At 34.5% G+C, this 15593-nt stretch carries 16 protein-coding genes; 5 read left to right on the top strand and 11 right to left on the bottom strand.

Annotated elements, in window-relative coordinates; genetic code table 11:
- Positions 1–4: 4 nt before the first annotated feature.
- The 8 genes from CDOM16189_RS02335 to hemB form a co-directional block, all read right to left on the bottom strand.
- A complete protein-coding gene (locus CDOM16189_RS02335) occupies positions 5–1936 on the bottom strand; it encodes a bifunctional diguanylate cyclase/phosphodiesterase (protein ID WP_169974419.1) in 1932 nt (643 codons plus the stop codon).
- A complete protein-coding gene (locus tag CDOM16189_RS02330) occupies positions 1936–2556 on the bottom strand; it encodes a transglutaminase-like cysteine peptidase (protein WP_169974497.1) in 621 nt (206 codons plus the stop codon). Before CDOM16189_RS02330 ends, CDOM16189_RS02335 begins: the two co-directional genes overlap by 1 nt.
- A gap of 56 nt (positions 2557–2612) precedes the next feature.
- Positions 2613–4403 (bottom strand): TolC family protein, encoded by a 1791-nt coding sequence (locus CDOM16189_RS02325; RefSeq protein WP_169974422.1) that lies wholly within the window; start codon positions 4401–4403, stop codon positions 2613–2615.
- A 124-nt stretch (positions 4404–4527) separates the two neighbouring features.
- Positions 4528–5778: a (Fe-S)-binding protein gene (locus CDOM16189_RS02320; protein ID WP_169974424.1), complete on the bottom strand. Its 1251-nt coding sequence runs from the start codon at positions 5776–5778 to the stop codon at positions 4528–4530.
- On the bottom strand, positions 5778–7139 hold the full coding sequence (gene hemN, locus CDOM16189_RS02315; RefSeq protein WP_169974426.1) for an oxygen-independent coproporphyrinogen III oxidase: 1362 nt from the start codon (positions 7137–7139) through the stop codon (positions 5778–5780). Before hemN ends, CDOM16189_RS02320 begins: the two co-directional genes overlap by 1 nt.
- Positions 7132–7629 (bottom strand): DUF2603 domain-containing protein, encoded by a 498-nt coding sequence (locus CDOM16189_RS02310; protein ID WP_169974428.1) that lies wholly within the window; start codon positions 7627–7629, stop codon positions 7132–7134. Before CDOM16189_RS02310 ends, hemN begins: the two co-directional genes overlap by 8 nt.
- Positions 7629–8549 (bottom strand): ornithine carbamoyltransferase, encoded by a 921-nt coding sequence (gene argF / locus CDOM16189_RS02305; RefSeq protein WP_169974430.1) that lies wholly within the window; start codon positions 8547–8549, stop codon positions 7629–7631. Before argF ends, CDOM16189_RS02310 begins: the two co-directional genes overlap by 1 nt.
- Positions 8550–9527, bottom strand: a complete 978-nt coding sequence (hemB, locus tag CDOM16189_RS02300; protein WP_169974432.1) for a porphobilinogen synthase — start codon at positions 9525–9527, stop codon at positions 8550–8552. It lies immediately after the preceding gene.
- A gap of 64 nt (positions 9528–9591) precedes the next feature.
- Here hemB and ribA point away from each other — a divergent pair, with 64 nt between their 5' ends.
- Genes ribA through htpX form a run of 5 tightly spaced genes read left to right on the top strand, consistent with a single transcriptional unit; the run spans position 9592 to position 12113 of the window.
- A complete protein-coding gene (gene ribA / locus CDOM16189_RS02295) occupies positions 9592–10164 on the top strand; it encodes a GTP cyclohydrolase II (RefSeq protein WP_169974434.1) in 573 nt (190 codons plus the stop codon).
- Positions 10154–10702, top strand: a complete 549-nt coding sequence (gene rsmG / locus CDOM16189_RS02290; RefSeq protein WP_169974436.1) for a 16S rRNA (guanine(527)-N(7))-methyltransferase RsmG — start codon at positions 10154–10156, stop codon at positions 10700–10702. The genes ribA and rsmG overlap by 11 nt, the downstream gene beginning before the upstream one ends.
- On the top strand, positions 10695–10904 hold the full coding sequence (locus CDOM16189_RS02285; protein ID WP_169974438.1) for a PP0621 family protein: 210 nt from the start codon (positions 10695–10697) through the stop codon (positions 10902–10904). Before rsmG ends, CDOM16189_RS02285 begins: the two co-directional genes overlap by 8 nt.
- Positions 10901–11275 (top strand): hypothetical protein, encoded by a 375-nt coding sequence (locus CDOM16189_RS02280; protein ID WP_169974440.1) that lies wholly within the window; start codon positions 10901–10903, stop codon positions 11273–11275. Before CDOM16189_RS02285 ends, CDOM16189_RS02280 begins: the two co-directional genes overlap by 4 nt.
- Entirely contained in the window at positions 11262–12113 is an 852-nt protein-coding gene (gene htpX, locus CDOM16189_RS02275; RefSeq protein ID WP_169974443.1) for a zinc metalloprotease HtpX, read from the top strand. The genes CDOM16189_RS02280 and htpX overlap by 14 nt, the downstream gene beginning before the upstream one ends.
- 25 nt (positions 12114–12138) lie before the next feature.
- On the opposite strand, the gene CDOM16189_RS02270 is transcribed toward htpX, so the two are convergent.
- The 3 genes from CDOM16189_RS02270 to CDOM16189_RS02260 form a co-directional block, all read right to left on the bottom strand.
- Positions 12139–12561 (bottom strand): hypothetical protein, encoded by a 423-nt coding sequence (locus tag CDOM16189_RS02270; RefSeq protein WP_169974445.1) that lies wholly within the window; start codon positions 12559–12561, stop codon positions 12139–12141.
- 103 nt (positions 12562–12664) lie between these two features.
- Positions 12665–14455 carry a CobW family GTP-binding protein gene (locus tag CDOM16189_RS02265; protein ID WP_169974447.1) on the bottom strand — a complete coding sequence of 597 codons (1791 nt, stop codon included), beginning with the start codon at positions 14453–14455 and terminating at the stop codon, positions 12665–12667.
- Complete coding sequence (locus CDOM16189_RS02260; RefSeq protein ID WP_169974449.1) at positions 14430–15584, bottom strand: MBL fold metallo-hydrolase; 1155 nt, start codon at positions 15582–15584, stop codon at positions 14430–14432. The genes CDOM16189_RS02265 and CDOM16189_RS02260 overlap by 26 nt, the downstream gene beginning before the upstream one ends.
- Positions 15585–15593 lie beyond the last annotated feature (9 nt).

Below are 15593 nucleotides of genomic sequence, written 5' to 3'. Positions count from 1 at the left end.
TTTATTATCCAATATTTTTTGTCTCTTCTATAAACATTCCTTGCATTGAAACAATACCAAGGGACTCCAGCTTCTCTTTTTGCTTCTTGCTCTCTACGCTTATGGCTATGATATTAATATCTTTACTCCTCATCATTGTATCAAAAGAGTGCTTTTGTTCGGAACTACTCTCACCAAAGAAATCTATCAAGTCTCTGGCTGGAATTTTAACATAATCAGGAGTAATTTCTCTAATTCTCTCTATACTTTTAGCATCAAATCCAAAATGGTCGAATCCAAGGCCTATGCCGAATTCAAGAAGTTTTCTATGTAAATTGATAAGTATAGAAGTATCCAGCTCATCTTTATTTGGTATCTCTATATAAACTTTGCCGGTTGCGTTTTGTCTAATTTGTCTAAATGCTGCTTCAATTTCTGAAAAATAATAAGTAGATGTTAATACTTCTTTTCCTAAATTTATAGATATGGCACCTTGTGGCAATGTTTTTTCTTTAAACATATTTACAACTTTATTTAAAACATACAAATCTATCTTTGCTGCAAAATTTAACTCATTTACCATAGGCATAAAATAACTTGCCATCTGCCACCTACCGTCTTTATCAACAAGCCTTAAAAATAGCTCATGATGCTCAATCTCTTTTATAACAGAAACTACTTTTTGTCCTGCAAATTTAAACATATTGTTTTCAATAGAGTCTATTATAAGTTGCCTATATTGTTCTTTACCAAGTAATATTTCAGAACCCTCATCGTAAACTTTGATTTTAAAGTTTCCAATCTCCTTGGCTCTTAATATGGTTATATCGGATATAATCATTATATTTTTTAACTTACTATCATAAGAATACTCTACTACGGAACTATTAACAAAACAATCGTCGTTTTTCAAGTCAATTTTTTCAAATATCTCTTTTATCTGCAAGAGAGTGTTTTCTCCGATATGGAATAATCTTGATGATGTAACACTCGGTGCTATGACTATAAAATCGTTATCATTAAGCCTTGAACATAGCATGCCAGATGTATGACTACTGATAGAATTTGCTATAGAGACGACTAAATTATTCCACTTTTCAAAACCTAAATCTTTTTTAAGTTTATCCAATTCCTTACAAGACACCATCATAACTGAGCCACTCGAATACTCTTCGCTTGATAGATAATCATCAAATTTATTCTGAAAATACCTTCTATTAAACAGTCCCGTCTGATCATCTTTATAAAGTAAATCCTCGTATTTACTAAGAGTTTTCGCACTCTGTTCAAAAATATCTTTAACCTTACCTACCATACTATTCATTGCCAAAACTATACGCCTAACATCAACAGTAAATGGAATTTTATCCTGAATTATAAATCGGTTTCCTAAAATAGCCTCAGCTTGAATCTGAACTTTCTTAAGAGGTATAAAAATAAATTTTATTCCAAAATAACTTACAAAAAGAGCTATTATAGATATAACAGTTAGTATATAAAATACATTTTTTAATATAGTATATAACTCATAGTATGCTATGCCAGTATTGCTTTGAACATAAAGAGTGCCAAATTTCGACCATCCGTCCATAATTTCACTACTCTCTATAGGGGCGCTTAATTTTATATTCTTAACAAACCAGCTTGGAACACCTTCTACCACAGTCTCTTGAGTATTTTCAACAAGAGAGTTGCCATCAACATCTACAAGTTTTATCATAGAGTAATAACCGCTATCAAACATTGAATTAACCATGGCTTCTATAGTTGAAACATCGTTTAAATCGGCCACTGTTTTAATCGCAAGACCAAGCGAATTTGCTGTATGTCTTGCATTTGCACTAAGCTGTGATGATATGTAATTATTTATAGTGGTGAAATTTAATATACCAACAGCTATAAATATAGCCAATCCAAAAGACATAATTGCAATCATAATCTGTTTAAAAAGTGTCATTATCCATCCTCTTTCATTCTATCCACCAAATTTAACCATTTTGGATTTTGTTTTTTATTTCCCCCTGGAATTGCTTGCCCCAAACCCTCCTGCTTAGACAAAAACAAGGAATCACCGTTAAAACTATAGACAGGAACAAGATCTTTTCTCTGTGTAGCAACTCTTATTTTGGGATTTATATTATCTAAGATAAGCGGTATTGATTTTGGAGTGTCATAATATGATAAAACCATATGAGCTTGATTGTATTCAACGGCTTTTACGTATGTAAAATAGAGCTTTTCGGTAGATATGCCAAGTTGCTTTAATGTAAAATATTTAGCAGTTACGAAATCCTCACAATCTCCTGCGCCCTTACCCAAAAATTCCATTCTGGTAGCCCAATAGTCTTTCTTTCCCCACACATCTTGGTCTTCCTTCCAGGTAAGAAGATTAAAATAGTCATTGACCTTCAAAAGCTTCTCTTGCTCACTAGAGTTTTGCAAACTCACCATTAGCTTATTTAATCCTATTACTCTTTTTTTAGCATTCTCGCCATAAATTTTAGCAATTTTTTCATATGTGGAAGCTTTTATAAATTCATTTTCTGCAAAAAGAAAAAATAAAAAAAAGGCACTCATAAAGAGTGCCATAAGTATAGTTTTGTCCGTATTTATACGGGCGATCATTTCAGTACTTATTTAAGGTCGCTATCTATACTGCAAGCGCCTTGAATATACCTCTTTGAAAATCCTGGTTCAAAGCTATCAGTAAGCATACCCATATTATCAAGAAGTCTATATTTAGAATATAAAAGTGCATTTTTAGTATTAATTATCTCTGTAAGAGCATTATTATACTCGCTCTCTGCGTCAAGTAAATTAATTAGATCTCTTCTGCCTATTCTAAATTCATCTCTATATGAGTCAAGAGTATCTTTAGAATACGCAACGTGTCTTTCAAGATACTCCATCTTTTTTTGATTCAAAATATATGTTTGCCATGAAAATTTCAAGCTCTCAGATAGATCTCTTTTGACATTTTCCATGCTATGCATAGACTCTGTAACAGCCAGCTTGCTTTTTTCTTTTTCAAGTTTATCTATATTTTTATTATAAAGGTTATATTTTAATCTTAACAATGCGTCATATTGCTCTTTTTTATAATCATCATAAAATACATCATTTCTCTCATAAGCTGCAGATGCCTCAAAATCAAGTCTAGGTCTAAAAGGAGCCTTTTTTTCATTTACCACAGATTCATTCATCTTGATATTAGACATTTCTAAAAGAACGGTAGGATTACATCTCATAGCCTTTTCATATACCACATATTCAGCAATTGGAAGCGGTAAATCAAAATTAGGTAGAGTTAAATTTTCAGCCTCAACTCTTTTTCCATAGAGCTTTTCAAATGTGCTTAAAGCATCATAATAGTTATTCTCTTGAGCCACCAAGTTAGCTTGTGCTAATGTTAGACGAGAACCGGCTTGTCTCTCTTCAGATCCTCTAGCAAATCCGGAATCTGTTCTATCTTTTATCTGAGCATAAATTTCTTCATGGGTTTTTACATTAGCTTTTGAAATATTAAGCAATTCTTTATTTTTAATAACTTCAAGATATGAGTTAACTAGTTGCAAGGACAGTCTGTCCGCCCTTTGAACTACGCTATATGCAGCAGCATCAAGTCTATGACTTTGAGAAATAATCCTATTCCTATCGGCTCCGCCATTATATATATTTTCTACAAAAGTTACTCCGGCCGTAGCCTTTTTGCCCTTACCTGTCTGAACAACTCTTCCGTCATCAGTTTTTTCTTTTGCGTATCCATAAGTTCCATACAGATCAAGGGTAGGATAGTAAGCATTATTTGCAATATTTAAATCCTTGCCTACTTGCATATATGCAAATTCAGTCTCTTTAAATCCAGGATTTTCTTCTAAAATAGTTTTTATAGCCTGACTTAAAGTTATAACTTCATTAATAGCAACATTTTGTTTATCCACATTCGTTAAGCTATTTAAATTATTATCGTTTTTAAAAACTGGCTCCTCAACTTTTTTCTCAACAATATTATGAGCGATAATGCTCTCTTTCTCTCCAGAAGTATCCATTTTTACTTCTTTTGATACAACATCTTTAGAGACATTTTTTACAACCAACGAGCTAGCACTCTGCTCAGTTTTTCTCTTCATCAAAGAGCCTTCATAGCCAGGAATTTTCTTAATTTGAGAAAGTATCTCACTGGCCTCTTCTTTAGAAACCGGTGCAGTATCTACATACAAAACCCTATATCCTTTGTCTAAATAAATATCAGCATCAAGTCTAGAGTCACTCGAAATTTCACTTCTTACTTTTTTTAAAGCTCTATTTATCTGCTTTTCGCCCATAGCTTCACTAACAGTACTCATATATATTCTATAAGACATATCTTGTGCGAATAATATACTTGTAGCAGCTAACATGCTAATAACAACTATGTTTTTCATAATAAACATCCTTTCAATAAATTCTTTAATCTCGCAATAGCCCAATTATTATACTACAAAAAAACAAAATTTAATATATCATCGTAATAATCTATCAATTAAATTTTTAATTTGATTGTAAATTTCATAAATTTGCCGCTATCAAATCTATAGGATTTTCAAATTTTACATTTGATCCATGTATGTGAAGTGCATTTGAAATTTGCATCTTGCATGCACTACATTCAGCACTTACAAATTTTACATTCACGGCATCTACCATTGCGGCCTTCCTCTGCCCGGCCGAACGACTCAGGTGATATTTTTCAGCCTGCATTGTTACTCCGCCAAACCCACAACACTCATTTGGATCACTCATTTCTACTATATCGTAATTTTGCGCCAAAAGTTTACGGGGCTCTTTATAAACTCCTTGCATTTTTCTTGCGTGACAGGCGTCATGATAGGTAATTGACTCTAGTTTTTTGCCCTTTAAAGCTAAAATTTCGGCCAAATTCGTATATTTTTCAAGATATTCAGTAGCTAGAAAAATTTTTTCGCTAATTTTTTTAGCTCTATCTCTCCAATACTCATCATTATGGAAAAAATGTTCGTAATCAACTTTAACCATCGCAGAACAAGTTGCTTCTGGGATAATTATAGCATCGAGCTTATCGCTTAAACTCTCAAAATACTCAATATTTCTTTTAGCTAAAAAATCAACCGTATCAAAATCGCCTGTAAAATAAGCCGGTGCACCGCAACAGGCCTGTTTTTTCATCATATGAACATTAAGCTTTAACTCTTTTGCTATCTTTAACAAACTCTCACCGATGCTCGTATACGCATAGTTTCCCATACATCCTATAAATATTCCTATTGTTTTTTCACCGCCGTTATCTATAAATTCAGGATGAGAGTTTAAAAAGCTCTTTCCTTTAGCAGTCGGAAACAATCTCTCTTTTTTTACTATAGGAAGGCTAAACCTAGGAGTCATTGTGCCCTCTTTTATCTTAAACGCACAACTTTGAAATACATATCCAAGCCTAGCACAGATATCCATAATAAAGCGATGTCTAAGTAGCCAGAAAAACATCTTTTTATACCAAGCTATGCCAAATTTCTGCGCTAAATTTCTGCGCACATTTTCTATAGCCGTATCAACCCTAAGCGAATTTGGGCAAACATCAACGCAATTAGTGCATAAAAAACAGCTTTCAAAGATATTTTTAGCGTTTTTATCAAGCTCAAGCTCGCCTCTTTCATAAGCTCCAAGCAGATCCAAAAATCCGCGTGGAGATGTAACCTCATCGCTATTTACGTTGTGTATAGTACACACCTGAATACACTTACCACACTTTACGCACTTATCTGCGATTTCACTAAATTTATACATCATACAGTCTTTGAAAAACGTCTTAAATTTTCAGGAATTTTCTTTAAATAGGCATCAAAACACATGGCTATGTTACGAATTATAAGCGTTCCTGTTTCATTTACGGTTATTTTTTCAGGAGTTACGGATACAAATTCACTAAGTCCCTTCAGCTCCGCCAAATCATCTTTAAAATATTCAAAGAAATTTACATTAAATTCCGATTCTATAGCTTTAATATCAAGGGCAAAATTACTCATAAGGCTCATTATCACAGCCTTTCTAAGTAGATCATCATCACTTAAATAAATTCCTTTTGAATATGGCAAAATACCATTATCAAGCGATTTTTCATACTCATCCATATCCTTATGATTTTGCGCATAGTGGCGTCTTCCTTCGCCTATGCTTGTAACGCCTATTCCTATCAGATCGGCTCCTCCTTTAGTCGTATAGCCTTGGAAATTTCTATGAAGAGTTCCATTTGCAAGAGCTACAAAAAGCTCATCATCAGGCTTTGCAAAGTGATCCATGCCGATCATTTTATAGCCATTCTTTACAAAAAATTCAGCCGTATATTTTAAAATTTCAAGCTTTACCTTTGGACTTGGAAGAGTAGCCTCATCAAATTTACGCATGGATTTTTTAATCCATGGAACATGCGCATAATTAAATACCGCGAGACGGTCCGGACTAAGCGTTAAAGCCTTATTTAAAGTCTCTTTAAAGCTTTCTAAGCTCTGATAAGGAAGTCCGTAAATCAAATCCATATTAATAGAATTTATGCCTTTTGTGCGTGCCATATCTATGGCATCTTGAGTGATATCATAAGGCTGAATTCGGTGGATTTCTTTCTGCACTTTTTCATCAAAATCTTGTACACCGTAGCTAATGCGATTAAATCCGTGAGAGATTAGCACATCAAGCTGCTCCTCGGTTAAAAATCTAGGATCTATCTCGCAGCTAACCTCTGCAAACTTTGAAAAATTTGGAAATTTAGCTTTTATCGCACAAATTATCCTATCAAGCTGCTCTGCGTTATAAAAAGTAGGAGTTCCACCTCCAAAATGCATCTGCAAGACTTCAGCTTTAGTATCTAAATTTGATGCCAAAATATCAAGCTCTTTTTTAAGATACTCGATATATCGCTCTTTTTTATCCTCTTTGCTTGTATAAATTACGTTACAGCCACAAAAATAACAGGCACTTCTACAAAACGGCAAGTGAACGTAAATCGAAAGCGGGCGTGAGAAATCACGATTTTTAAGCTCATTTAAATAATCTTCATAGCTAAATTTTGCACTAAATTCAGGCGCAGTAGGATAGCTTGTATACCTTGGTCCTGGACGTGAATATTTCACATATGCATCAAAATCAATCATTTGCCTTATGCCCTCTACTTTCCATTAAATCCTCCATCTCTATAAACAAATTAGGATGCTCTTTTTTTATATTTTTTACTAAATTTTCTAAATTTACATTTATATTTTTCTTGCCATGCTCTCTAAGCGCAATTTTACGAATTTCATCCATGGCTACAACCCATACATCGCTGAAATCTACAGGTATATTTTGCCAAATGGTTTTTTCAAGCTTAAGCTCGAAATTTTCCTTTTGCACTCTACGGTAAGCCGATATAAGCTCAGAAAGTGATTTTATAGAGACCATCGTATGTAAATTTTGATTTTCATCTATCCCAAACCAGGGTTCAACACCGCCCCAAGAACCGCTTTTTAGGCTTAGGCTCATCTGATTTGGATCGCTTGTGGGAACTATTTCAAAAATAGTCTTTTCGTCATCTTTTATACCGAGCTCATCGCTTATCTCATCTATTTTTTTATAAGTATCTTGCAAATTTTTCTTTTCGCTCATTAATTTCCTTTGTTTTTGTCAAGCCAGACCATAACACCCTTTTGCGCATGTAGTCTATTTTCGGCTTCAACAAAAATTTCATCCGCATGCGCTTCAAATACTGCCTCACTTATTTCATACCCCCTATAAGCAGGAAGACAATGAAGGAAAATCGAATCTTTTTTGGCTAACTTCATCAAATTCTCATCCACACAATATCCATCAAAATCTCTTAAGCGCTTCTCTTTTTCCGCCTCTTGACCCATTGAAACCCACGTATCTGTCGTAACTACATCGACATTTGACACGGCTTCTTTAATATCATTTGTAATATAAATTTTGGCTCCAGAAATTTCTGCATTTTTAAACGCTTGCTTTAAAATTTGCCCATCGACCTCATATCCATTTGGAGTGGCTATACAAAGCTCAAGCCCTAGCTTGCTAGCAAGCATCAGCCAAGAGTGAGCCATATTGTTTCCATCGCCGACATAAGCTATCTTATCTCCGCTTGCAAACTCAAGCATTGTCAAATAATCAGCCATTAGTTGAACAGGATGAAATTTATCGCTAAGTCCGTTTATAACAGGCACAAGGCTAAATTTGGCAAATTCCTCCAGTGTCTCGTGACGATTTACTCTAAGCATAGCCATATCAACCATTCTGCTTATGACCCTTGCAGTATCCTTTATAGGCTCACCTCTTCCTATTTGAAGGTCATTTGAGCTTAAAAACAAAGCCTTGCCTCCAAGTTGATGCATCCCTACTTCAAAGCTTACCCTAGTCCTAGTGGAGCTTTTTTCAAATATCATGGCTAGTGTCTGCTCTTTAAGATATGGCTTATAATCTTTTTGCTTAGCCTCTTTTTTTATCTCGCGAGCCAACTTAATGATATTTAAAATTTCATCCTTGCTAAAATCATTAAGTGTCAAAAAATGTCTCATTTATCTCTCTTTTCTTAAAATTTCAGCAGCTTCCTTCGCATGGTAACTTATGATAAGATTTGCCCCAGCTCTTTTAAATCCTACAAGAGTTTCCATCATCACACGATCATAGTCAATCACTCCGGCTTTAGCACCTGCTTTTAATAGTGCATACTCGCCACTAACGTTATAAGCGCATACAGGAAGCATTGTCGAATTTCTTAACTCTCTTATAATATCAAGATATGCAAGCGCCGGTTTTACCATCAAAATATCAGCACCCTGCACCTCATCCTCTAAACTCTCGTTTATAGCTTCCAAACGATTTGCAGGATCCATTTGATAGCTTCTTCTATCGCCAAAGCTTGGAGTGCTCTCGGCTACATCGCGAAACGGTCCATAATAAGCAGAAGCAAATTTGGTCGAGTACGCCATGATAGGCAAATTTTCAAATCCACTCTCATCAAGCGCACTGCGAAGAGTTGTAATGATACCGTCCATCATGCCACTTGGAGCTATGATATCGGCTCCATTTTTAGCATGTATTATCGCTTGTTTTGCTGAGATTTCAAGTGTAGCGTCGTTATCTATAGTTTCATGAACGTGATCTAAAATTCCGCAGTGTCCGTGATCGGTATATTCGCAAAAACAAAGATCAGTGACTACGACTAAATTTGGAAATTTATCCTTTATCGCTCTAAGAGAGGTTGCAATGATGCCGTCATCTGATAAAGCATCACTTCCTATGCTATCTTTTACACTTGGGATTCCAAATAAAATAATCGATTTTATGCCTAAATTTACAACTTCCGAACACTCTTTTAAAATTTCATCCAAACTCATCTGAAATACACTAGGCATCGAACTTGTGTCTTTTTTTATCCCTTTTCCTTCAACTACAAAAAGAGGATAGATAAAATCATTTACACTCAACTGATTTTCGCGTACCAAATCCCTAATATAAGGGTTTATCCTTAGTCTTCTAAAGCGTTTAAACATATTTTTCCTTTTACTTTGATACAATGCTAACTTATAAGTGTAGCATATTAGGAGTTAAAAATTTATGAATATAAAGTTATCTAACGTGGCAAATTTGCCGTCACGTTTCGGGATGTTTGAGATAAAAGCTTTTAAAGAAGGTGAAAAAGAGCATTTGGTGATATTTAAAAAGCCTTTTGGCGATGTAGTTAATGTAAGAATTCACTCAGAATGTCTAACTGGTGATGCGATAGGAAGCTTGAAATGCGATTGTCGCGATCAGCTTGAAGCGAGCTTAAAATATATCGAAGAGCATACTGGCATGGTCATCTATCTACGTCAAGAAGGGCGAAATATTGGTCTTTTAAACAAAGTAAACGCATATAATTTGCAAGACAAGGGGCTTGATACTATCGAAGCAAATCACCAGCTGGGATTTAAGGCTGATGAGAGGACTTATGAGATAGTTGATTTTATCCTAAAAGATTTTGGAATAGCCAAGATAAATTTGCTTACAAATAATCCTCAAAAGCTAATGGGCTTAAAATGCGTGGAAGTCGTAGCACGCGTACCTATCATAATACACGCGAATAAATTTAACGAGGAGTATCTAAAGATAAAAAAAGAGCAAATGGGACATATGCTTGATGAAAATTGATAAGCCCTCAGATTTTAATGAAAAAGTAGAGAAATTTAGCGAAATTTTAAGAAAATTTAACAGAGTGCATAATCTAACAAATTATAAAAACATAAGTGAAATAGTGGATGATAGTATAAGGCCTTTGGAATTTCTAGAATATTATCCAAAAACTGCGATAGATGTAGGTAGCGGAGCAGGATTTCCGGCTATATTTTTAGCCTTTATTTTAAAAGATTGCAGCTGGACTCTATTTGAGCCAAATTTAAAAAAATCATCATTTTTAAGCTATGTAAAGGCTGAGATGAATTTAGAAAATTTAAACGTAAAGAGCGAAAAAATTGAACTCTCTTCGCCTTTTATAGCCGATCTTATTACCTCTAGAGCTCTCATGAAAACAAAGGATCTTTTAAAAATTTGTAAAGGTTTTCATGATGAAAAGACACAAATTTTGCTATACAAAGGCAGCGGAGCAAAAGATGAAATATCGGGCATAGATGCAAAAATTTATAACTTTAAAAATAGAAATTACGTATTAATAGGTGGATATCGTGGCTAAAATTTTAGTTTTTATAGTGGTTTTAATTGTAATTTATATAGTTTTTTTCAAAAGTAGAAAAAAACATACAAAAAAGAAGGATGTAAAAGAGATAGAAAACTTTGTAGAGTGTAGCAAATGCGGCACATTCGTAGAAGCCAAAGAGGCTATTTTAAGTAGTACAAAATATATATGCAAAGATTGTGTGAGGGATTATAAATGAAAATTATAGGGCACTCTCTTGTGCCGTATGAACCGCTATTTTATTGTAAAAAAGAGAGCGATATAAGGGGCAATAGACAAAATTTATTTAGTTATCAAGAGACCATGATAGCTAAAGCTATTAAAATTGGTGCGAATTTTAGTTTAAAAACAGATGATATAGTGCAGGTCGTAATAGCAAACGCTTGCGGAGCAAAATATATAATCACTCCAAAAGAGCTTGCCAAAGAGGCCGCTAAAATCGCACAAAACTATCTTTTTGACTCTCAAATTTGCGTTATCATAGAGAGTCAAGCCGAAATTAAAGAGCTTTGTGAACTGGGTGTAGATGCGGCGATTTTCAAACAAGGGATCAAAGATGGAGATTTTTAAAACCGTATTTTTAATGACAGGGTTGATGCTACTTTTTATAGCCGTAGGCGGAATGATTGGCGGTCAAGAAGGCATGATTATGGCCTTTTTAATCGCTCTGGGGATGAATTTCTTCTCATATTTTTTTAGCGACAAGTTAGTGTTAAGACATTACAAGGCGATTGAAGTGCATGAAAACGATGCTAAAGGGCTATTTGAAATAGTTGCTCGTCTAACAAAAAAAGCCAATCTACCTATGCCAAAGGTTTATATAATACCAGAGCAAGTTCCAAACGCTTTCGCAACAGGCAGAAACCCAAAAAATGCCGCCGTTGCCGTAACTGAAGGACTTTTAAATCTACTAAATAAAGATGAGATAGAAGGGGTGCTGGCCCATGAGCTTTGTCATGTGCGCCACTATGATATACTAACAGGCTCAATAGCTGCAGTAATTGCGGGAGCCATCGCAATACTTGCAAATTTTGCCAAATTTGGCGCCGTTGCCGGAAATAGCAGTAGTCAAAACCGCTCAAATGGGGTTTTAATGATCCTACTAGCAGTAATTATTCCAATAGCCGCTACCGTAATACAGATGGCTATTTCAAGAGAAAGGGAGTATAAAGCAGATAAAGGCGCGGCACTACTTACAGGTCGCCCGGAGTGGCTGGCAAGTGCACTAAGAAAGCTTGATAACTACGCAAAAAACTATATGATGAGAAATGCGGATCCTCAAAGCGCTCATATGTTTATAATAAATCCATTTGGAAGTGTGAAAAATACGATTAATACATTATTTAGAACACATCCAAGAACAGAGGATCGCATAGCTAGACTTGAAGAACTAAAAAATACAATTTAGTAGAGAAATTCTCTACTAAATTTATTTACAGACCTGATTTCTCGCACTCATCCTTGCTTAGGCTAAATTGAAAGAAGAATTTGCCACTATCAAGAGTGTATCTATACTCCATAACAACACCGGTATTTAGTATGGCTCTTGTATCCTCTTTTTCGCATGCTGATTTCAACACTCTTTCGTGATATGTTTTTTTCATATCATCGATCTTTTGCCATGAAAATTGAGAAAATTTAACGCTTGCGGTATCGTGAATCTCGTAGCTGTATGTTATTTTGCTTCCGAATGCTTTAATGTTTTTAAATGTTATATGCTCATCTATTTTTTTAGGTAGATGGGCTGAAATTTCAATCTCTATGTTTTTTGCTATCTGTTCTGGAGTATGCTCGGCATCTTGAGGCATTGCCATTAAAGAGATTGCACAGAATACTGAACCTAAAAATTTTCTCATTTTAAATTCCTTAAGTTAAAATAATCATGGTATTTTAACCTTAAAATTTAAAAAATTTAATTAATTTTCTGTTATTTTGTAATACTTTTTAAATTTAAAAAGACTAATAGTAAGAAATTTTATAAAATTCTTTAGGAAAATAGAAATCCTCCTCTATCTCTCTTCCAATAAATACTAAAAAATTATCGCATCTCTTCTCTCTATCAAAAATAGTTATGTCAAATTTACCATTTACAAATTGAAACACATATTGAGCCTCATCATTTTCAAAAGAGACCACACCCTTTATTCTTAAAAAATTTTCCGGAAGCTGTTTAATATAATTTATAAATCTTTCTTTATCTATATACTCTCTTAAATCTTTTTTAAAAGAAACTATGCCCTCATTTAAATGAGTGGCGTGTATTTTACCTTCAATCATCAAAGAGGCTATATATGATGTTTGGCTTTGGTTGTAGAGTAGAAAATTGGGATTTAATTCAGAATTTATAGTTTCAAAAATCTCTGCGCATCTATTGTTTTTAGTTAAAATTTGCAAAATTTTATCTTTTTCGCCAGAAGTTATAAGATCTATCTTGTTTAGCAATATTACATCAGCGGCTTTAACCTGCTCCAGCACTATCTTTGACCTCTTATACTCTCTTAAAAAATTAGCTCCGTCCACTACTGTAACGATAGAGCATAAATTTACAATATCTTTTATCTCGTTTAACTCGCTTAACAGGTTAAAAGGATTCGCTACTCCGGTTGTTTCAAGTAGTATGGTATCGGGATTTTTTTCATTTAGTTTAGCTACTGCCATCTTTATCTGTCCAGCCATAGAGCAGCACACGCATCCTTCATCTATCTCAATGGTCGCATAATTGGCATCAACTAGTTGTCCATCAAGCCCGATCTTGCCAATTTCGTTTTGAATAACTCCGGTAAATCTATTTTGAGCCGTTTCATGCTCTATGAAATTTTGAAGGAATTTAGTCTTTCCAGAGCCAAGAAAGCCGGTGATTATAAAAAAATTCGCCCTATCTTTTTGAGTCGATAGCGCTAAATTTTTGCTCTCTTTTTTTAAATTTATTAAAAATTTATACATATAAGAGTTATTTTTTAAAATTTTAAATCCGCTCTCATCAAAAAGATAGTTTTTATCAGATTTTCCATAAAGCATATTTATATGAATTTCACTAGAAAATATATCTTTTTTGGTATTTAATTCCAAAGAGTTACTATAGCATATAGCCTCGCCATCTTTTTTATATATTTTAAGTGAGTTAAAATCTGGCTCATATATCCCAGATATTGCTAAATGCATAAAATTTACGAAAGCAAGAGAGGCCCTAAAAGATGGGAAATTTTTATCTATTTCACCCTCTTTTATAACCTGTTTGCCGTCTATAACAACCCCATCTTTTGAGTATATTCTATCTTTTAATTTAGTCCTTAAAGATAAAAATATTCCCTCATTTTCAACTTTAACATAAATTTTAGCGATAATAAAATTATTAAAAAGCTCTTTATAAGAGGAGAAATTTCTAATTTTCTCTGCATAACCCTCTTTTGAGGCAACCATAGCCTCAAAAAGAGAGTTATTATCTAAAAGATTCTCAGAGCAAGAAGAAAAATAGTAGAGCACAAAAATTGCCTCACCATTTTTTACTTCTGATAATATAAGCCCATAAACCCCTTCAGAAAAGCCAAATTTCATAGTCCAGCACTCGTTAAAATAGTTGCTTTTATGCATACCTTTATAACGGCTTAACGCTTTAATCTGACTATCATACAAAGATTTTATTAGGATGCTTCTCATAAGCATCCTATAATCATCAAACTCGTAATTAAATTTAATCGGGCATATATCCTTTAAGTCCATTTCGCTATCCAAATTTAACCTTGTCTCCATTGCCTAGATAATCAGTTGTCTTGGTTCTAAATCTGGCCGTTCCTCTTACTATAGGATAACCTTCTCTTGCAAATTTCTGAACAGTCAAAAGCCCTGTGCAGTGGTTGCAAGCCATGACCTGATAATCCCATTTTTTAAGTCCGATAACCAAGTCATCATACTTTGGATCCCAGTCGTCAAAAGGAGATATATGAAGTCCGCCGTAAATCCCATACATCTGATCATTGTCATATTTTAGCTCTTTATACGCAGAATCGGAGAATGTAATAATACCCTGATGGCAACATCCGGTGATACTTACAAGGCCTTTATCTTGAACATTTACGAAGATTGACTGCTCACCAAATACACGGCTAATGATAGGACAATCATAACAAAACGTACAAACTCCAGGCTCTATCTCGTTTCTTCCTTTTTTAAACACTACAAGTTCGCCCTTGTGGCCTGAATCTTTGATATATTGTCTGCCTTCTGGATAAAATCCCTCATGGATAATAATTTTAATATCAGGCTTGTATTTCAATACTACAGGCAACCCCCAGAAGTGGTCAAAGTGCTCATGAGATAGGATGAGAGTATCAATCTCTCCGGATGAGAGCATCTTGTCTATACCCTCTCTTTTAAAACATTCATGCATCCATTTATATGACCAGCCACAATCTAGCAAGTATTTTTTCTTTTCGCCATTTAGTCGCTCTATCTCGATTAATGCTGCGTATCCGCCCGCATTATCAGGATTAACAGATAGGGCTTTAGTAACCTCCCAAGCCTCATCTACCTTATCAGGCAATAGATGCTTAATCTTTTCCATTCCCTCTTTATAGCTTCCTTTTGCAAGCCCTTTGCCATTACCAAAAGGAGGCCAGTTAAAGAGATATTGATCTACTAAAAGCCCTCCGGCACCCTTTATATCTCCCATCAAAGCGGAGTTATCAAACCAGCTGGTTTCAGATATATTTGTAACCTCTACACTTTTTATCGCACCAAAATCCTTCATCTTTCTTACCTCATCAGGCATAAAAAGAGCTCTTGCCGGAGAGTATGAAAATATACCCATAGACGCAAGCGCTCCCAGCCCAATACCTGCTGCACCGCCTTTTATAAAATCTCTTCTAGCTTCATTTGTCATAGAATATCC

It is taken from the genome of Campylobacter sp. RM16189 (genome assembly GCF_012978815.1).
Taxonomy (GTDB): domain Bacteria; phylum Campylobacterota; class Campylobacteria; order Campylobacterales; family Campylobacteraceae; genus Campylobacter_A.
Note: the sequence above shows the minus strand (reverse complement) of the source record. Positions and strands in the feature narration are given on the sequence as shown.

What these genes read in the sequence shown, in the direction of transcription:
- ribA (WP_169974434.1), top strand. Translation starts at nt 9,592, where the DNA reads ATGAATATAAAGTTATCTAACGTGGCAAATTTGCCGTCACGTTTCGGG.
- CDOM16189_RS02310 (WP_169974428.1), bottom strand. Translation starts at nt 7,629, where the DNA reads ATGAGCGAAAAGAAAAATTTGCAAGATACTTATAAAAAAATAGATGAG.
- rsmG (WP_169974436.1), top strand. Translation starts at nt 10,154, where the DNA reads ATGAAAATTGATAAGCCCTCAGATTTTAATGAAAAAGTAGAGAAATTT.
- CDOM16189_RS02320 (WP_169974424.1), bottom strand. Translation starts at nt 5,778, where the DNA reads ATGTATAAATTTAGTGAAATCGCAGATAAGTGCGTAAAGTGTGGTAAG.
- CDOM16189_RS02270 (WP_169974445.1), bottom strand. Translation starts at nt 12,561, where the DNA reads ATGAGAAAATTTTTAGGTTCAGTATTCTGTGCAATCTCTTTAATGGCA.
- htpX (WP_169974443.1), top strand. Translation starts at nt 11,262, where the DNA reads ATGGAGATTTTTAAAACCGTATTTTTAATGACAGGGTTGATGCTACTT.
- CDOM16189_RS02280 (WP_169974440.1), top strand. Translation starts at nt 10,901, where the DNA reads ATGAAAATTATAGGGCACTCTCTTGTGCCGTATGAACCGCTATTTTAT.
- argF (WP_169974430.1), bottom strand. Translation starts at nt 8,549, where the DNA reads ATGAGACATTTTTTGACACTTAATGATTTTAGCAAGGATGAAATTTTA.
- CDOM16189_RS02260 (WP_169974449.1), bottom strand. Translation starts at nt 15,584, where the DNA reads ATGACAAATGAAGCTAGAAGAGATTTTATAAAAGGCGGTGCAGCAGGT.
- CDOM16189_RS02335 (WP_169974419.1), bottom strand. Translation starts at nt 1,936, where the DNA reads ATGACACTTTTTAAACAGATTATGATTGCAATTATGTCTTTTGGATTG.
- CDOM16189_RS02265 (WP_169974447.1), bottom strand. Translation starts at nt 14,455, where the DNA reads ATGGAGACAAGGTTAAATTTGGATAGCGAAATGGACTTAAAGGATATA.
- hemB (WP_169974432.1), bottom strand. Translation starts at nt 9,527, where the DNA reads ATGTTTAAACGCTTTAGAAGACTAAGGATAAACCCTTATATTAGGGAT.
- CDOM16189_RS02330 (WP_169974497.1), bottom strand. Translation starts at nt 2,556, where the DNA reads ATGAGTGCCTTTTTTTTATTTTTTCTTTTTGCAGAAAATGAATTTATA.
- CDOM16189_RS02325 (WP_169974422.1), bottom strand. Translation starts at nt 4,403, where the DNA reads ATGAAAAACATAGTTGTTATTAGCATGTTAGCTGCTACAAGTATATTA.
- hemN (WP_169974426.1), bottom strand. Translation starts at nt 7,139, where the DNA reads ATGATTGATTTTGATGCATATGTGAAATATTCACGTCCAGGACCAAGG.